This window comes from Jeotgalibaca ciconiae, assembly GCF_003955755.1.
Classification (GTDB): domain Bacteria; phylum Bacillota; class Bacilli; order Lactobacillales; family Aerococcaceae; genus Jeotgalibaca; species Jeotgalibaca ciconiae.
Genome location: NZ_CP034465.1, coordinates 258,859 through 276,182 on the forward strand (window position 1 = coordinate 258,859; position 17,324 = coordinate 276,182).

Annotated in this window: 15 protein-coding genes and 1 riboswitch; of the genes, 8 read left to right on the forward strand and 7 right to left on the reverse strand. The window is 36.1% G+C overall.

The features are described from left to right. Nucleotides 1-7: 7 nt before the first annotated feature. From EJN90_RS01300 to EJN90_RS01310, 3 genes are all read right to left on the reverse strand, one after another. Nucleotides 8-844 (reverse strand): prephenate dehydratase, encoded by an 837-nt coding sequence (locus tag EJN90_RS01300; RefSeq protein WP_126108499.1) that lies wholly within the window; start codon nt 842-844, stop codon nt 8-10. Nucleotides 845-1,200: 356 nt separating this feature from the next. Then, on the reverse strand, nt 1,201-1,914 hold the full coding sequence (locus tag EJN90_RS01305) for an alpha/beta fold hydrolase (RefSeq protein ID WP_126108500.1): 714 nt from the start codon (nt 1,912-1,914) through the stop codon (nt 1,201-1,203). A 13-nt stretch (nt 1,915-1,927) separates the two neighbouring features. Next, the gene (locus EJN90_RS01310; protein WP_126108501.1) at nt 1,928-2,608 is read right to left on the reverse strand and encodes a uracil-DNA glycosylase; all 681 of its coding nucleotides are present in this window, start codon (nt 2,606-2,608) and stop codon (nt 1,928-1,930) included. Between the two features lie 181 nt (nt 2,609-2,789). On the opposite strand from EJN90_RS01310, the gene EJN90_RS01315 reads away from it, so the two are divergent. The 3 genes from EJN90_RS01315 to EJN90_RS01325 all read left to right on the forward strand — a co-directional run bounded on the left by EJN90_RS01315 (nt 2,790) and on the right by EJN90_RS01325 (nt 4,764). After that, nucleotides 2,790-3,659, forward strand: a complete 870-nt coding sequence (locus EJN90_RS01315) for a Cof-type HAD-IIB family hydrolase (protein WP_126108502.1) — start codon at nt 2,790-2,792, stop codon at nt 3,657-3,659. A gap of 60 nt (nt 3,660-3,719) precedes the next feature. Further along, nucleotides 3,720-3,881, forward strand: coding sequence for a YvrJ family protein (locus EJN90_RS01320; RefSeq protein ID WP_126108503.1), 162 nt, complete (start codon nt 3,720-3,722; stop codon nt 3,879-3,881). Nucleotides 3,882-4,029: 148 nt separating this feature from the next. Further along, complete coding sequence (locus tag EJN90_RS01325) at nt 4,030-4,764, forward strand: amino acid ABC transporter ATP-binding protein (RefSeq protein WP_126108504.1); 735 nt, start codon at nt 4,030-4,032, stop codon at nt 4,762-4,764. Between the two features lie 174 nt (nt 4,765-4,938). On the opposite strand, the gene EJN90_RS01330 is transcribed toward EJN90_RS01325, so the two are convergent. Next, nucleotides 4,939-6,132 (reverse strand): 3D domain-containing protein, encoded by a 1,194-nt coding sequence (locus EJN90_RS01330; RefSeq protein ID WP_126108505.1) that lies wholly within the window; start codon nt 6,130-6,132, stop codon nt 4,939-4,941. A 202-nt stretch (nt 6,133-6,334) separates the two neighbouring features. Between EJN90_RS01330 and EJN90_RS01335 the strand changes: the two genes are divergently transcribed. The 3 genes from EJN90_RS01335 to EJN90_RS01345 all read left to right on the forward strand — a co-directional run bounded on the left by EJN90_RS01335 (nt 6,335) and on the right by EJN90_RS01345 (nt 10,820). Continuing rightward, nucleotides 6,335-6,817 carry a nucleoside 2-deoxyribosyltransferase gene (locus tag EJN90_RS01335; protein ID WP_126108506.1) on the forward strand — a complete coding sequence of 161 codons (483 nt, stop codon included), beginning with the start codon at nt 6,335-6,337 and terminating at the stop codon, nt 6,815-6,817. Between the two features lie 121 nt (nt 6,818-6,938). Beyond that, entirely contained in the window at nt 6,939-8,480 is a 1,542-nt protein-coding gene (locus tag EJN90_RS01340; RefSeq protein ID WP_164543965.1) for a Ppx/GppA family phosphatase, read from the forward strand. 27 nt (nt 8,481-8,507) lie between these two features. After that, nucleotides 8,508-10,820, forward strand: a complete 2,313-nt coding sequence (locus EJN90_RS01345; RefSeq protein ID WP_126108508.1) for an RNA degradosome polyphosphate kinase — start codon at nt 8,508-8,510, stop codon at nt 10,818-10,820. Nucleotides 10,821-10,870: 50 nt separating this feature from the next. Here EJN90_RS01345 and brnQ read toward each other — a convergent pair whose 3' ends face one another. Continuing rightward, nucleotides 10,871-12,211 carry a branched-chain amino acid transport system II carrier protein gene (gene brnQ / locus EJN90_RS01350; protein WP_126108509.1) on the reverse strand — a complete coding sequence of 447 codons (1,341 nt, stop codon included), beginning with the start codon at nt 12,209-12,211 and terminating at the stop codon, nt 10,871-10,873. Between the two features lie 131 nt (nt 12,212-12,342). Here brnQ and EJN90_RS01355 point away from each other — a divergent pair, with 131 nt between their 5' ends. Then, nucleotides 12,343-13,335: a hypothetical protein gene (locus EJN90_RS01355; RefSeq protein ID WP_126108510.1), complete on the forward strand. Its 993-nt coding sequence runs from the start codon at nt 12,343-12,345 to the stop codon at nt 13,333-13,335. Nucleotides 13,336-13,416: 81 nt separating this feature from the next. Then, nucleotides 13,417-15,042, forward strand: a complete 1,626-nt coding sequence (locus tag EJN90_RS01360) for an ABC-F family ATP-binding cassette domain-containing protein (RefSeq protein WP_126108511.1) — start codon at nt 13,417-13,419, stop codon at nt 15,040-15,042. 88 nt (nt 15,043-15,130) lie between these two features. Here the strand turns inward: EJN90_RS01360 and EJN90_RS01365 are convergent, their stop codons facing one another. Then, nucleotides 15,131-16,306, reverse strand: coding sequence for a cation:proton antiporter (locus EJN90_RS01365; protein WP_126108512.1), 1,176 nt, complete (start codon nt 16,304-16,306; stop codon nt 15,131-15,133). Between the two features lie 59 nt (nt 16,307-16,365). After that, a riboswitch (Fluoride riboswitch) is annotated at nt 16,366-16,442 on the reverse strand. A gap of 56 nt (nt 16,443-16,498) precedes the next feature. Then, on the reverse strand, nt 16,499-17,290 hold the full coding sequence (locus EJN90_RS01370) for an SDR family oxidoreductase (RefSeq protein ID WP_126108513.1): 792 nt from the start codon (nt 17,288-17,290) through the stop codon (nt 16,499-16,501). Between the last annotated feature and the right edge of the window lie 34 nt (nt 17,291-17,324).

The window sequence follows — 17,324 nt, forward strand, 5'->3', positions numbered from 1 at the left end:
TCTCCTTTTACTTTTCTCTAATTGCCGAGTCGAATCTTCCCAGTAATCGAACATATTCAGAAACTTGTTCCAGCGTCTGCCACAGTAACTCAAATGGACTCGTCATTTGCGAAATATCTACTTCCATGAAGAACCCATATTTAAAGGGCTTTCCGGAAATCGGGCGAGCATTTAATGATTCCATATTACAATCAAATAGATTAAACACTTGAAGGAACTTCGCGAGCGCTCCCGATTCGTGCTTTGTTTCTACGTAAAGAGATAAAATATCCCCTTCTAACTGAACTGTCTCCGCATGTTTCATTATATAAAAACGGGTAGTGTTTAGCGACTCTGTTTGGACGCTTTTCTTTAATGCTTTTAGTCCATATAATTCGCCTGCACGATGACTGGCCAGTGCCGCTTGGTTTATTTTACCATTTTCAGAAATATATTCAGCTGCTTTTGCAGTATCTTCGTAAGCTTTAGCAGTAACGGCAGGGTGACTTTCAAAAAATGTCGTACATTGCGATAAAGCTTCTGGATGGGAATAAACTTCTGTAATATCCTCTATTGAACTATCAGGCAATCCCCATAAAGTGTGTTGAATGGATTGGTAATTTTCGGCTATTGCTATAATTGGTCGATAACGAAGTAAATCAACCGTCCTAGCGATGAGACCTGTCGTTGAATTCTCAACCGGAATAACAATCACTTCTAACTCATTATTCTCTAAATCATCAATCACTTCTTGAAAATCCGAATAACCAATTGCTTCTATTTTTTCTTCTTTGTAGTCTTTGAAATATTCTTGTAAGGCCGTCTCACTATAAGATCCTGGCACACCTTGATATCCAATTTTCATCGTTTTTCCCCCTTATTTTCCCAAAAAAATACTCTACTCAGAAATAGTCTAAGTAGAGTACAATCATTCATTTTCCGTTAGGTTTTTAATACGACCGGAAAACTTATCTGTAAATAGCCACTTAGTTATTTCTATGCGGCTATAAATAAAACACAAGTAAGCCACCTTAGATATGAATGTCATTCATTCGTTCATATCTAACGTGCAGACATGAACGCTATCTAAAGTAGCTAAAATATACAGATAAGTGGATTCCTTGGCTTGCTGTCATCGTTAAAAACCTCTTTTCGTGTTATGTTTCTCATCCTACCTTATCTTTTATTAAAAAACAAGTAGAATTTAATTTTATTCTCATATTAGTTGGATATTTTTTTGTAAAAAAGAGTTGCTGCTTCTTTCAAACTATCAGGATTATCGATAAAGAAATCATGTCCTCCTTCTGGTACAAGAAACAGCTCCGCTTTTGGAATGATTTCAGCTATTTTTTCTGTATGGCTGCGTTTAATAACGTCCTTCTCTCCTGCCATAACGAACACTGGTATCGAAATACTTTGCAAATCTTGCTCAGTTAAATCCAAATTATCCAGCATTAATTGTAGAACAGACTCCTTCCTCCGTCGATCCTTCTCATCGGTAATCATTTGGAGCTTCTCTTTTTCCTCCAGTAAATCTTGATACAGCGGTTCTACTAAAGCATCAGCTTCGTAGTTTGCTCCCATTGTAATTAAGCTTTTCACTCGTTCTGGAAAATGAGAAGAAAAGTATAACCCTATATTTCCGCCGTCGCTATAGCCGATGATGTGCACGCTATCCAAACCATTTTGATCCATTAACAGTAAGATATCTTCAGCCATTCTTTTAAAGGTCAAACTTTGAACGGCAAAATCCGATTGCCCATGCCCCCTTGTATCAAGAGCATATACAGAATACTTCTGTGTAAAAAAGTTATATTGGTTTTGAAAAATAGAGGAATCTTCATTATTTCCATGAAGAAACAAGAGTGGCTCTCCACTTCCTTGGTGAAGGTAAAACAATCTACCTTTTCCAGTTTCTAGATAATGTTTTTCCATCGTAATCTCCTCATTATTCTTCTTCGGGCAATTGCCAATCAATTGGTTCTTCACCGAGGTCGATCAGCGCATCATTTATTTTAGAAAAAGGTTTCGAGCCAAAAAAACCTCTGTGTGCAGATAATGGACTTGGATGAGGAGAAGTTAGCACAATATGTTTTTGGGTATCAATGAGTGCTTTCTTTGCAATCGAGGCATTCCCCCACAACAAAAAAATGACTGGTTCTTTTCGATTATTGAGTGCTCGAATGACAGCATCTGTCAACATTTCCCAGCCTTTCCCTCTATGTGAATAGGCTTGTCCTTGACGCACGGTTAAGACGGTGTTCAATAGAAATATACCTTGCTTTGCCCAAGAAGTTAAATCTCCATGATTCGCTGGTTTTATACCTAAATCCTCTTCTAATTCTTTATAAATATTCCGCAATGAAGGTGGGATTTTCACCCCTTTTTGTACAGAGAAACTTAGACCATGAGCTTGATTGGGTCCGTGGTATGGGTCTTGTCCCAATATCAAAACCTTTACATCATTATAAGGCGTTAACTCAAAGGCTTGCCAAATATCCTGCATCACGGGATAAATCGTCTGTTCCTCGTATTCCTGCTTTAAAAACATTCGCAATTGTTGATAATATGGTGCCTGGAATTCTTCTTGTAGTATTTCTTGCCATTCATTATGGATGATTTGTTTCATGACTCGAACACCCTTTCTCGCTTCTTGTCATTATTTTATCACAGCTGAAGTAGAAGCTAAAATAAATTAAGAGTAGTAGGACATTCATGAGAAAAATAACATTCATCGCTACCTTTCTATACTTTCTAGTAAATAATGATAAACTAGTACTAGAGTCATTTTTATATTAGGAGGTTTTTATGTGATTGAGTTAATTGTTTCAGATATGGATGGTACACTACTAAATAATAAGCTGGCTGTTTCGGATACGAATCGCCAAGCAATTGAATTTGCTCAAAGTAAAGGAATTAAATTTATGGTGGCGACTGGACGTGGATACACAGAAGCAGTCCCTGCCTTGCACGAGGCTGGTATCTATTGCCCAATGATTACGGTTAATGGTGGACAGCTTTACGATGAGGAAGGAACGCTCGTTGAGAATATCGGTATCGATAAAAAACGTATTAAGAATATTTTAAATTTTGTTAAATCAAAAGGACTTTATGCGGAAGTCGTTACAACAGAAGGTGTTTACTCAGACGATAAAGTTGGACGAATTGAAACCATGACAACGCTACTACAAAAGACCAATCCAGATACGACTTTTAAAATGGCACTTATTTTAGCGCTTGGGCGTTTGGAATTATTAAATATTCACTATGTTGATGATTTTGATGAAATTCTTAATAAAGAGTCTTCTGAAATGTTAAAAGTGTTAGTTTTTAGTAATATTGGGCAACCAGAATTGCAAGTAATCAGAGATGAATTCGAAAGTGACAGTGAACTAGTTATCACTTCCTCTTTCTTCAACAACATTGAAATTAACCATGTTCAAGCACAAAAGGGAATTGCACTTGAACGTGTAGCGAAACATATGAAGATTCCTTTAAAAAATATTATGGCTATTGGAGACAACTTCAACGATGCTTCCATGCTTGAAAAAGCAGGTGTCAGCTTTGCGATGGGAAATGCTGAACTGGGTGTCAAAAAGATTGCTAAGTATGAGACAGGGACCAACAATGATCACGGCGTTGCCGATGCTATTTTCCGCTGCATAAACGAAAATCTCTAATTTTGGGTAACAGTGCCAACAAATCAATCGTCTTTTCTAATAAGAGAGGAGTGATTTGAAATGGAAGCAGGTTTAGCTAACTATATTGAATTAATAAGTAATACAGGATTTCCAATTGTTATATCTCTATATCTTTTAAATCGGATGGAGAAAAAATTGGATTCCCTCGTGCATGCTATTAATCAATTATGTGAGTCCTATACAATTGCGAATAAACTTTAAGAAGGAAACAGAGGCTGTTAAAAGGTCTCTGTTTTCTATTTTCTCATGTACTTCTAATAGAGCACTTTTTTAATTACTCATTTTTTGGTAAGATATCTATGAGCTATTCATTATGGTAGCTAGCAGAGATCTTGAAAGGAGAAAATGAATGGCAGATACAAAAGTAGTCGTACAAAATTTAAAAAAGAGTTTTGGCGACAATGAGGTCCTGAAAGGGATTGATATGGAAATAACTGAAGGTGAAGTTGTTTGTATTATCGGTCCTTCCGGTTCAGGTAAAAGTACTTTTTTACGTTGCTTAAACGGTCTTGAAGAAATTACTGGAGGGACAGTATTAGTTGATAAGGTAGATATTACGAATCCTAAAACGGATATAAATAAAGTTCGGGAAGAAATCGGGATGGTTTTTCAGCATTTTAATCTTTTCCCCCATCTGACTGTCTCAGAAAATATTACACTTGCACCAGTAGAATTAAAAAGAATGACAAAAGAGGATGCTCATAAGAAAGCTCTCGATTTATTAAAAACTGTTGGACTTTCCGAAAAGGCAGAAGTATATCCAAATTCATTATCTGGCGGCCAAAAGCAGCGTGTCGCTATTGCTCGAGCATTGGCAATGAATCCGGATATTATGTTATTTGACGAACCAACTTCTGCTCTTGATCCAGAAATGGTTGGGGAAGTTTTAGAAGTTATGAAAAAACTGGCTAAAGATGGGATGACAATGGTTGTTGTCACTCACGAAATGGGCTTTGCTCGTGAAGTTGGGGACCGTGTTATTTTTATGGATGGCGGCTACATTGTAGAGCAAGGTACCCCAGAGGAGGTATTTCAAAATACACAGCACCCACGAACGCAAGACTTCCTGAACAAAGTATTGTAAGTTTCAAAGGTATTTTATCAGCTTTACTTTACTTCTTTGAGCATTTGGTAAAGTACAGAAGCTATTTCAGCTTTGTATTTTACTTTTAACTTTTTCCATAGCAGATTTCAGAGAAAACTTGATCCTATACCAAAAAGGAAGTTTAAGCAGATGCTTAAACTTCCTTTTTCATTATTAATCTAAAATTGTAATCGTGATGGTTTGTCTTCCAAACGCATGACACGCAGCAAGATTCTCCATATGTAAGTCAATTTTGTTTCCTTTAATTGCAGAACCTGTATCTCCTGCAATCGCGATTCCGTATCCTGGTACATCAAGTAATGTTCCTAATGGGATAACACTTGGGTCTACCGCAATCACCATTGGATTTGAACGTAAATCGATGCCAGTAGCTGTGAAGTTCGTTAGCCCAGGCTCATTACGTGAATAAGCAGTTGCTTCCACTGTCAACGTTCTTCCAGTTGAAGCTGGTGGAGTGGTTTCTTTGACAGGTTCTTCCTTCTTTGCAGGTGTTGTTTCATTACTTGTTCCTGAAGGTGTCGTATTTACCACTTCTTCTTTTGAAACGGTTTGTTCAACTTTTGCAGCTTCTTGTTTTGCGGCTAGAACTGCTGCCTCTTGTTTTTCTAATTCAGCTTGTTTCTCTGCTTCTTCAGCAGCAAGTCGTTCAGCTTCTGCTTTTTCTGCAGCTTCTTGCTCTTGACGAGCGACTTCTGCCAAACGTTCTTCTTCTTCTGATTTACTTGTCAATATTTCTTGTAATGCAACTTGATTATCAGCAAGGACAGCTTGTAAGTTTCCAAGTTCTTGATGAAGCGACTCTGATTCAATACTTACGAGTTCTGCTTTTGATTTTCCTAATGCAATTTCTTCAACAAGTCGTTCTTCTAATTGGCTTAATTTTTCTTCCTCTTCAATTGCCGCTTCAATTCGTTCATTGTCGGCCGCTTGAAGTTGACCTACTAGCAAGAACTTACCGATGAAATCAGAGAAATTTTCAGCTTCTAGAACCATCATAATACGGTTATTTGAAGACGGGCTGGTTTGTAAAGCGATTAAACGCTCTTCTAACTGTTCCTTACGCGCTGCGATTAATTCCTTTTGCTCTTCAATCTCACTAACCGTTTGTTGTTTCTCTAGTTCAATTTCCGCTACTTCAGCATTTAAATTGTCGATTTCGGCTTTTCTTTCATTGATTGAAAACAGCATACTTCCAATCTCATTTTCCAGATTAGAAATTTCAGATGTTTTTTCTTGTTCTTGCTTATTTAACTCATCTAATGTTGATGCTTGGATTGGCGCTGCAAAAAGCATTTGACTCGCTAATCCTGCAAGAATGATTTTTCCGAGCTTTCCATTTTTACTCAATTAGGCTCGCCTCTTTCTTTCCAGATTCTTAACCATTATACGTCTTGTCATTGAATAGTTGGTTTCAATCCTCTTACGATTCTATGTCAATTATATTTTTTTGTAATACATTTGTAATATATCTTTACTAAAAAAACCTTTTGCTTCCTTTCTACGCTATTGCTATGATAAAAGAAGAATATTTAATTGAAGGAGATTGAATATGACAAAAAAAGCTTATTATGCTGCTCCCCTCTTTTCTGAAATGGAGTTGCAATACAACCGGTATTTAACAGATATTATCAAAAAAGCGTTTCCTGCACTAGATATCTATATCCCCCAAGAACAAGACGATATTAATGATAAAAATGCTTATGCAGATTCCATTATGATTGCGAAATATGATACAGATGCGCTGCTTGCTTCAGATATCATGATTGCTGTTTTAGACGGTGCAACGATTGACGTTGGAGTTGCGACAGAAATTGGTGTTGCTTACCAAGCTGGGATTCCAGTTATTGGCCTATATACCGACTCACGCCAACAAGGAGCAACGAACGAGAAAAAGCTTGCTGCTCTACAAAATATTGCTGAGTCTCAATTTTCATACGCCAATCTTTACACAATTGGGCTGATAAAGACAAATGGAGTTGTAGTAAGTGATAAGGAAAACTTACTAAAAAGCATCCATACTTATTTGGATTAATTACTAAAAACCAAAGCTATCGCCTAGCTTTGGTTTTTTAGCGTTAAAATATTGTTAATTCAATGACAAAAAATGTTATTTTCTATAAAATAAAGTTAAGAACAAATGTAGGAGGATGCTTATGGATTCTGAAATAATTGGTTTAATTGATATCGGCTCCAATACGATTCGTTTAGTCATCTTTGAGATCAATAAAGACTATCGCCTCTTCGAGCTTCAAAATATTAAAACACCCGCAAGATTATCACAATATTTAAACGATAAAAAAGAAATGTCTCAAGATGGTATTGACGTTCTAATAGAAGTCTTGAAAAATTTTTATGATGTAACAAAATTATATCAAGTAGCTCGATTGATGCCTATGGCTACAGCGGCAATTCGACAAGCTAAAAATCAACAAGACATTTTAAAACAAGTTCAAGAAAAAGTTGGAATCCATATAGAAATTCTTCCAGAAGAAAAAGAAGCTTTCTATGGCAGCTATGCTGTTGCTCATACCACGCAGACAGAAAATAGTGTCACAGTCGATATTGGCGGCGGGAGTACAGAAATTACGTACTTTAAAAACAAAAAAATCATCAAGTATCACAGTTTCCCTTTTGGGGTCGTTTCATTAAAGCAAATGTTCTTTAAAGACAAGGAACATAATCATGAAAAAGCAATTGAAAAAATGACTCAATTTGTAAAAGAGCAATTAAAAACTCTCAAGTGGCTAAAAAAACTACGGGTACCCGTCACTGCAATCGGCGGTTCCGCCCGCAGTATCGCCAATGTACACCAGCGAACAGTTGACTATCCATTAGGCGGTGTTCACGGATACCGAATGTCAGGAAATGACTTGGATGATACATTGTCCCTTTTCAAATCTTTATCAATTTCAGAATTAGAAAACTTGGATGGGTTGAGTCAAGATCGGACCGATATTATTATTCCTGCCAACGTTGTCTTCAAATCCCTATTTGAGGAAGTCAAAGCACCTGTATTTATTTTTAGCAACAAAGGTTTAAGAGAAGGTATTATTATTGAGTACGTCAATAGCAAAACGAATCAAGATGCATTCACAATAAATAATATTGGAACGCAAAGTGTCTATCGTTTAGGCCTTGCTTATCATACTCAAAATAGTGTGGCTGATTACCGTGGAAATCTGGTCAGTGAATTGTATGAAGAATTATGTGATCATCAGTTCTTTGAAAAAGACGGAAAAATCGCCCGTTTACTGCAATACGGCAGTTACCTTTACTATATGGGGGAATACATTGAAAACGGTGCTGGTTCTCAACATACTTTTTATATTATTTCCAACAGTGAGTTAAATGGTCTGACTCATAAAGAACGCGTAATCATCGGCTTGCTTGCCAGTTATAAGAATAAGTCATTATTCAATCAATATATAGAACCATTCCATCATTGGTTTACGATTAGCTACATTGATCAAATTCGATACTTAGGCGGCCTTATTAAATTTGCAAATGCTTTGAACGATTCACATATGAATGTCATAAGAAAAATGGAATTGAAGAAGAATAATGATGGATATGAACTCCTTTTATATCATAAAGATCCTGTAATCGCTGAAAAATATCGAGCAATGCGCCAAAAGAAACATTTAAACCGCGTCATTCAAAAAGATCTTACGTTAACCTTTATAGAATTGCCATAACTTTTATCTGATTGGAGTGTTCATCAAATGATAAAAAATAAGGAAATAAACCTAGCATCACCTGAATATTATTTTAACCGTGAACTAAGCTGGCTTGATTTTAACCTACGCGTTCTTTTGGAAGCCAAGGATGATCACAATCCTTTGTTAGAGCAATTAAATTTTTTATCGATTGGCAGTTCCAATTTGGATGAATTTTTCATGGTACGAGTTGCCGGTCTTCAAGATCAGCTAAAGTTTGGTTTTAATCAACCCGATACCAAAACTCTCTTAACTCCTGAGCAGCAGCTTATCGCTATCTCGGAAAAAAACCGTCAAAATATCAAACTTCAATATGAATTGTTCGAAAACTTGAAAAGCAAATTGAGCAACTATCAGATAACCTCTACAACGCCTGAAGCATTATCAGCTGAAGAGCACAAAGAAATCAGCAGATATTATCATAAAGCAATTTTTCCAATACTAACTCCTTTGAGAATCGATGTGTATCATCCATTTCCTCATTTAAATAACAAATTGCTGCACCTTTTTATTAAATTAAAAAATGGGGATAAAAAACATAGTGCCATCATTCCCATTCCCTCTTTAGTAAGCAGGTACTATGTGATTCGAAATGGAGATGAAAGAAAAATTGTCTTCCTAGAAGATATGATTGCCAATTACCTATACACATTGTTTCCTGGCTTTGAAATCGTTGATTACTTTGTTTTTCGGATTACCCGAAATGCTGATTTAGATATTAATGAAGACAGTGCAGTAGATCTTTTGTTAGCCATTGAAGATTTCTTGATTCAACGAAAAAAAGGAATGGCTGTGCGTCTGGAAGTAGACCAAAGAAATTCTAAAACGGACTTAACTGGCAGCATCCAGTTTTTAATGTCTGAGCTTGAGTTAAAAGAACGTGATTATTATGATGTTCATGGTCCCTTGGATTTAACTTTTATATCCAAAATAAGCAGTACATTCAAATCCGACTTTCCAGAACTTGCTTATCATCCGTATGAACCGACCATCCCGAAAGAGTTGGAGAATGAAAATCTCTATTCCGTTGTAGAAACTCAAGATGTTTTCCTTCACCATCCCTATGATTCTTTCGAATCAATCGTTGACTTTATCAATCAAGCAGCGGACGACAAAGATACGTGGGCAATTAAACAAACTTTGTATCGTGTTTCAAAAGATTCTCCCATTGTTCTTGCATTGAAGCGAGCAGCAGAAAATGGAATTCAAGTAACGGTTTTATTGGAGCTAAAAGCAAGATTTGACGAGGAAAATAACCTTCACTGGGCAAAGGAGTTAGAAGAATCCGGCGCAAACGTTCTCTATGGCGTTTCTGATCTAAAAACACACAGCAAAATTACCCTTGTTGTGAAGAAGAAAAAAGGAAAAATGATTCGCTATGTTCACCTTGGCACTGGGAATTATAATGATCAAACTGCAAAGATCTATGAAGATATGGGAATTATCACGACAAATAAAGAAATAGGCGAAGATGCAACGCTATTTTTTAATTATTTAAGTGGGTATTCCGACAATCCTGACTACAGTCGTTTATACGTATCGCCTAATAATATCCGCCTGTCGTTTTTCGAATACATTGAAAAAGAAATAGAACTGCATAAAAAATATCAAACGGGAAGAATTATTGCCAAAATGAATTCCCTTACTGATAAAAAAATTATCATGAAACTATATGAAGCTAGTCAGATTGGTGTAAAAATCGATTTAATTATTCGTGGGATTTGTTGCTTAAAACCAGGCGTGCCAGATGTCAGTGAAAACATTCGTGTTCGAAGCATTGTCGGAAGATTTTTAGAGCACAGTCGAATCTACTACTTTCACCAAAATGGAAAACGACATCTTTTTCTTTCCTCTGCCGATATGATGACGAGAAATATGGTAAATCGAGTAGAAATTGAGTTTCCTATTCTGGACGAAAGGATTAAAGATGAGATTACCTCTATTATTGATGTTTATTTAGCAGATAATGTGAAAGCTCGAGAATTACAAACAGATGGAAGCTATGCATATATCCGCAACGAAAAAGAAGCGATTAATGCCCAAAATACCTTCATGAATAAAAATAAACGTGAATCTAACGAAGATTCAGCAGAACGAAAAAACGAAATCCCTTCAAAAAAAAGAATAGATAGAAAACCGTTTGATCAAAACAATCACACGATTTACCCTATTATTTTCCTACTTATTTTTATTGTAGGAGTGATTCTAGCTAGCATATTTGATAGGACGTTTTTAATAATCGTTGCCTCTATCACACTAATATTTTTCGTTTACCAACACTTTCAATTCAAGCTTCAGGAGAAAAACACGCGAATTTAAAAAAGCGACTAAACGCGAAATCATGTTGTTTCATGTTTAGTTGCCTTTTTTTATTTTCTTTTTTTGGATAATATAAAACCAATTACAAATCCAATTAACGAAGGAATGAACCAGCCCATTCCGATTTTAAATAATGGAATGAACTCTTTTGCCCACTCCGAAACAAAATCCAAATGAAGCGTTTCTTTTAATTCTTCTGGCAAAGCATGCAAGAAATCTAACAATGCAAAGGGCAAAGTGAAAATCGTCGTTACTTGATATACAATCGCTTTATCTTTAAAAAGCGGGTTTAGGATCGTTACAAGGATCAATGTGATCGCTAGCGGGTACAAGAACATCAACACCGGCAGTGAAAATGAAATAATTTGGCTTAATCCTAGATTTGCCACAACGAAAGAGATACCAGTAAAAATATAGACATATTGGTTGTAAGACAGCTTATCTGGAAATATTGTAACAAACATTTCACTAATTGCCGTAATCAGTCCCACAGCTGTTTTAAAACAAGCCACAGTAATAATAATAGCTAAGATAACTGCTCCAAAACCACTAAAATAATGGTTCGAAACTTCTGCTAAAGCAGTTCCACCGTTTGCACTGATTGAGAATAATCCTTGGCTTGTTGTACCGATATAAACCAGGCTTGCATAAATGATTACCATTAAGGCTAGACTGAATACACCAGCAATAATCGTATTACGTGCAATCGAAGACGGCTTGGTTACACCTAAATTCTGAATAGTTCGGACAACGATAATACCAAAAGCAAGAGATGCCAAAGCATCCATTGTATTATATCCTTCTAGAAAACCTGTAAAGAAAGCACCTGCCTGATAACTTTCAACAACAGGAACCTCACTAACCTGACCCATCGGTTGAATAATTGAAAATACAATTAAAAGTGCTAAAGAAACAAGAAATATCGGGTTCAATATCTTCCCTACCCATGTTAATATCCCCGATGGCCGCAATGAGAACCATAATGAAGCAATAAAAAATAGAATCGAAAAAATAAATAAAACCAACTGTAATTGATGTGGTTCCAGGTAAGAGGCAAAAGCAACTTCATAAGAAACTGTTGCAGTTCTTGGTATTGCAAAGAACGGCCCAATTGTTAAATAAAGTGCAATTGTAAAAAAAGCTCCGTATTTCGGACTGATTTTACTTGCTAGGTCGTACAAGCTTTCTTTTCTTGATAAACCAATTGCTACAATGCCTAAAAACGGCAGTCCTACTGCAGTAATAATAAAGCCGATTGTTGCTGACAACATATTCGAACCAGCTAGTTGACCCATTTGAATAGGAAAAATTAAGTTTCCTGCTCCAAAAAATAAGCCAAACAACATAGATCCAATAAATATATATTCTTTAATCGTTAATTTTTTCTCCATTTTACTCCCCTGTCTAAATAAATCTACTAGAAATACTCGATAATTGTATCATCTTTTTTACCTTAGTTCCACAAGTCAGAAAAAATGTTATAATGTTGTTATTGACTACGTTAAATGAAGGGTGTGTTTCCTTGAATAAAAAAGACTTATTAATGACCGACTTTACTGTAAAAGGAACATTTCACGATATGGCTCTATATAGTGGCATTCTCTATCTTTGGAAAGATGAAACTTCCGTTCAAATGTATCATTGGAAGAAATGGATGAAACAAATTATGCTTTCTGATCTTCCCATTTATCAATATGCATTATCTACTCAGTTCCTGTCTTTCCATATCCATGAGCTTGAACCTTATTTTATAAAAGAAATTACTTTTCCAGAGCCCGTACGAGACTTTTTCATATTCCGTCATCAACTGTACTATATAACAAATAAAGGCTTTTTTGTGGTTACTCCTGAAAGTGCTTTACTAAAAAAAGAGCTTCTTTTGGCCGGTGATTTCCAAGCTCTTTCTTTAAGTGAAAAAAACCGAGTGATCCTAAGTTCAATGGAAGCAGGTGTTTTTGAATACTTTTTAACGAACCAGTACCAACATAGTCAGGATGTAATCCACTGGGACAAGGCGCCCACCGCTGATGTATTATGGGATGGACATAATATTCTTCAAAGAAATCTCGAACAAGAACCGTTTCAACTGTTAGAATTTCACTACGAAAAGAACCATCTATTATTGACGAAAAAAAGAGAAAAAAATCAATTGTATATTCAAGAAAACTTTACGAACACTTCTTTAAACTTATCAGAAGAAAACAAAAATCCAGTCAGCCTTTTTGAGTATTTATCAACTTCTGATCCGAGTAACCCTTCTGGAATCTTAACAAAAATCTCTGTCCAACAGTTGCCGGACAAATATTTTCCAAATTCTATTTTGGATGAAACTATTCTGTATCTTCAAGAGAAAGGAAAAGGACTCTATTTATTATTGGAAGATGAACCTTATTTAATAAAAAAAGATCAGTATGTAAAATTCCGTACTTTCCATAAATCTCATAAATATCGGAATCATCTCCATCTCTTGTCTTCAGACTCTATTAAATTTTTGATATTCAATAAACAGAGTTAATTCTTTCAAGAAGCTTCCTTTTTGTAAAGAATATGTTAGAATGTGAAAGGAAAATAACAAACGAATTGAGGAATGCCAAAAATGATTACTGTATCAAACGTCAGTCTATTATTTTCTGACCGTAAACTTTTTGACAATGTAAACATAAAATTTATACCTGGCAACTGCTATGGTGTAATTGGAGCAAATGGTGCAGGTAAATCTACATTCTTGAAAATCCTTTCTGGTGAGGTTCAACCTACTACGGGTGACGTGATTATGGATCCAAACGAACGTCTATCTGTTTTAAACCAGGATCACTACGGCTTTGAGGAACATCAAGTATTAGACACTGTTATTATGGGAAATGAACGCCTATATGAAGTGCGTCAAGAAAAAGACGCTATTTATATGAAAGAAGAATTTACTGATGCGGATGGAATTCGTGCCGGTGAACTGGAAGGCGAATTCGCTGAACTGAATGGCTGGGAAGCAGAAGCAGATGCTGCAAGCTTGTTACAAGGGTTAGGGATTACAGAGGACTTACACAACAAAAAAATGAGTGAATTAATTGAACCACAAAAAGTGAAGGTTCTTTTAGCTCAGGCTCTATTCGGTCAACCAGATGTATTACTACTAGACGAACCTACAAACGGTTTGGATAAGCAGTCAATTGAATGGTTGTCAGAATTCTTAATTAATTTCCCGAATACTGTTATTGTTGTATCCCATGACCGTCACTTCTTGAATACCGTATGTACACATATGGCAGACGTAGACTTTGCTAAGATCAAGCTTTACGCTGGAAACTATGACTTTTGGTTACAATCCAGCCAGTTAGCTGCCAAATTAGCAGCTGACCAAAACGCTAAAAAAGAAGAAAAAATCAAGGAATTACAAGAGTTTATTGCTCGCTTTAGCGCGAACGCGTCTAAATCTAAACAAGCTACATCACGTAAGAAAACACTTGATAAAATTACATTAGATGACATCCAACCTTCATCACGTAAGTATCCATTTGTTGGTTTTACGCCTGAACGTGAGATTGGAAATGACTTGTTAATTGTTGATGGAATTTCCAAAACAATAGAAGGTGAAAAAGTATTAGATAATATCAGTTTTACTTTGAATCGCAATGACAAAGTTGCATTTACAAGCCGTCGCGATATCGCAACAACTACTTTATTCCGTATTTTATTAGGTGAACTCGAACCAGATGAAGGTTCTTTCAAATGGGGAGTAACTACGTCACGAAGCTACTTGCCAAAAGACCATTCTTCTGAGTTTCCAAATCCAGAAATGAATATTCTTGACTGGTTACGTCAATTTGCTGGTAAAGAAGAAGATGACAACACGTTCTTGCGCAGCTTCTTGGGCCGCATGCTATTTTCAGGAGACGAAGTTATGAAAAAACTTTCTGTTCTTTCTGGAGGAGAAAAAGTTCGTGTGATTTTATCGAAAATGATGTTATCCAAAGCAAATGTACTTGTTCTTGATGATCCTACAAATCACTTAGACTTGGAATCTATTACTGCTTTAAACGATGGATTGATTGCTTTCAAGGGTGCAATGCTCTTCGCTTCTCATGACTACGAGTTTGTTAACACCATTGCAAACCGTATTATTGAAGTAAGTGCAAATGGCGTTGTTGACCGTTTAGATACAACTTACGAAGAATTTTTAGAAGACAAAAATGTACAGGCACGAGTAGACGCATTGTACAATTAATTTTAAATAGAAAAAGGAAGTTATCAGTTAAGCTGATAGCTTCCTTTTTTATTTTTATAACAGTGTCACTCAAGAATAACTTCGCTATTTAGCGACTTAGTAGCTTTTTATAAGTTGAATCAATCAAAAATGCACCTAATGGAGCTGTTAATAAGATTGCGACAATCGATATTGCAAGGATTTCTTCTCCAAAAGGCAATCCCATCGCTAGGGGAATGCCTCCGATTGCAGCTTGTACCGTTGCTTTTGGTGTATAAGCCAGTATTGTAAATAGTTTTTCTTTCTTTGGAAAGTCGGTTTTGATAATTGAGAAATAAACTCCTAGCATTCTCACACCTAGCGCTAAGATAATAAGCACAATAGACTTTATACCAACATTTCCTACATAGGAGATATTTAAACTTGCTCCTACTAAAACAAAAAGGATGATCTCTGCAACAACCCAAAGTTGATCGTATTTTAATGAGAAACGTTTTGCAAGTAACGGATATTGGTAATGGATGGTTGTTCCCATGGCCATAATCGCTAACAGCCCAGATATGGGTATATAGTCTGTCAGTATATTTTCTATTTCCAGCAAAAAAAACGAGATACTTAACAGAATCGTTATTTTCACAGAATCACGCATGTGAAACATCTTGGAGAAATAAACAAAAATAATCCCTATTACAACTCCTAAAAGTATTCCTAGAATAATAGATACTGGGATGCGTAAAAAACTACTAAATTGAATTCCTTCACTAGCAGACAAAGAAGCAAATACAGTAAATAGCACAATCACAAATACATCGTCTAATGAAGATCCAGAGATAATTAATTGTGGTACAGCATAATTATTGCCATATCCTTCGTCCATTAATTTTAACATTCTCGGCACAACGACTGCTGGTGATATAGCAGCTAAAACAGATCCTAAAATCATCGCACTCACGGTATCCATTCCAAGTAATAAAGGAGCAAGAATCGTTATCGAAATGATTTCAAAAGTTGCAGGTAAAAAACTCATTAATAAGGAAGCACTGCCGACCTTTTTTAAAGATGAAAGCTCCAAGGAAAGACCCGCTCTCGTTAGAATGATGACTAAGGCGATTTGCCTTAACTCTCCAGACAGACTCAATATTTCCGAATCAATCCAATTCAGTACGTAAGGTCCTAATAAAATTCCCGTAATAATCATCCCTATCAAACTAGGTAAATGTAAAGCTCTGAAGACACGGCCTAACAATAATCCCATTAATAACAGCATAGCCATACTTGTTAACATATTTTACCACTTCTCCTTTTCAAAAAAAAACACAAAAAAAGCCGACACCCCTGCCTGTTTCCAGTGCAGAAGTCATCAGCTTTTTAGCGGTTCAAGTTTATTTCAACTTTGGGAGACATTCATTCCCTCATTTATTCACTTTTTGAATTCGAAGAAAGTATAGCATATTTTCTTTTTTAATACGATCTCTGTTTACGAACTAATTACTTTTGCCATTCCCCCATCAATCAACAAGGTTGTGCCAGTAATATAACTATTAGCATCTGACAGGATAAACGCAACTGCCTTCGCAAATTCTTCTGGTGTACCCATCCTTCCTAATGGAATATTATTTATTGTTTCTTCTTTTATCTGCTCTAGTGATTTATTTTGTTTCTCTGCGCGATCTTCATTCAATTTCTGAATTCGACCCGTTTCTATTGTCCCAGGTGCAATGACATTCACCAAGATATTATCTGGTGCTAATTCTTCGGCTAAAGTCTTCGACAATCCAACAATTCCGTTGCGGAAGGTATTTGATAAAATCAGGTTTGAAATTGGTTTTTTTACAGAAATTGATGCAATGTTCGCAATCCGTCCACCCTCTTTTCGCAAATCAGGCAGCACTTCTCGAATAACACGGATGTAGCTCAATAAATTCAATTCAAAAGCATTTTGCCAATCTTCATCTCCAAAATCGTCAAAGTTTCCACTCAGAGGCCCTCCAGCATTGTTTAACAATATCTGAATTGTACCAAATTTCTCTTGGGTCTCTTTCACCAGTTGCTTAATTTCATCCGGTTTCGTAATATCACAAACATAAAAAGAGACTCTTCCAATCGCCACTTCTTCGATTTCAGCTTTTGCTTCTTGTAAAGCTTCTTCGTTGCGACTTGTCAACATAACATTGGCACCTTCTTTTGCTAATTCAGTAGCAACAGCTTTCCCTAAACCTTGACTGGAGGCAATTACGAGTGCCGTTTTTCCTTTTATTCCTAAATCCATTTCATTTCCCCCTTCTTTCCGAATGTACGTTTGC

Bases quoted from the DNA above. Each gene is read 5' to 3' on its own strand.
- EJN90_RS01300 (WP_126108499.1), bottom strand. From the start codon at position 844: ATGAAAATTGGATATCAAGGTGTGCCAGGATCTTATAGTGAGACGGCC.
- EJN90_RS01305 (WP_126108500.1), bottom strand. From the start codon at position 1,914: ATGGAAAAACATTATCTAGAAACTGGAAAAGGTAGATTGTTTTACCTT.
- EJN90_RS01310 (WP_126108501.1), bottom strand. From the start codon at position 2,608: ATGAAACAAATCATCCATAATGAATGGCAAGAAATACTACAAGAAGAA.
- EJN90_RS01320 (WP_126108503.1), top strand. From the start codon at position 3,720: ATGGAAGCAGGTTTAGCTAACTATATTGAATTAATAAGTAATACAGGA.
- EJN90_RS01325 (WP_126108504.1), top strand. From the start codon at position 4,030: ATGGCAGATACAAAAGTAGTCGTACAAAATTTAAAAAAGAGTTTTGGC.
- EJN90_RS01335 (WP_126108506.1), top strand. From the start codon at position 6,335: ATGACAAAAAAAGCTTATTATGCTGCTCCCCTCTTTTCTGAAATGGAG.
- EJN90_RS01340 (WP_164543965.1), top strand. From the start codon at position 6,939: ATGGATTCTGAAATAATTGGTTTAATTGATATCGGCTCCAATACGATT.
- EJN90_RS01345 (WP_126108508.1), top strand. From the start codon at position 8,508: ATGATAAAAAATAAGGAAATAAACCTAGCATCACCTGAATATTATTTT.
- brnQ (WP_126108509.1), bottom strand. From the start codon at position 12,211: ATGGAGAAAAAATTAACGATTAAAGAATATATATTTATTGGATCTATG.
- EJN90_RS01360 (WP_126108511.1), top strand. From the start codon at position 13,417: ATGATTACTGTATCAAACGTCAGTCTATTATTTTCTGACCGTAAACTT.
- EJN90_RS01365 (WP_126108512.1), bottom strand. From the start codon at position 16,306: ATGTTAACAAGTATGGCTATGCTGTTATTAATGGGATTATTGTTAGGC.
- EJN90_RS01370 (WP_126108513.1), bottom strand. From the start codon at position 17,290: ATGGATTTAGGAATAAAAGGAAAAACGGCACTCGTAATTGCCTCCAGT.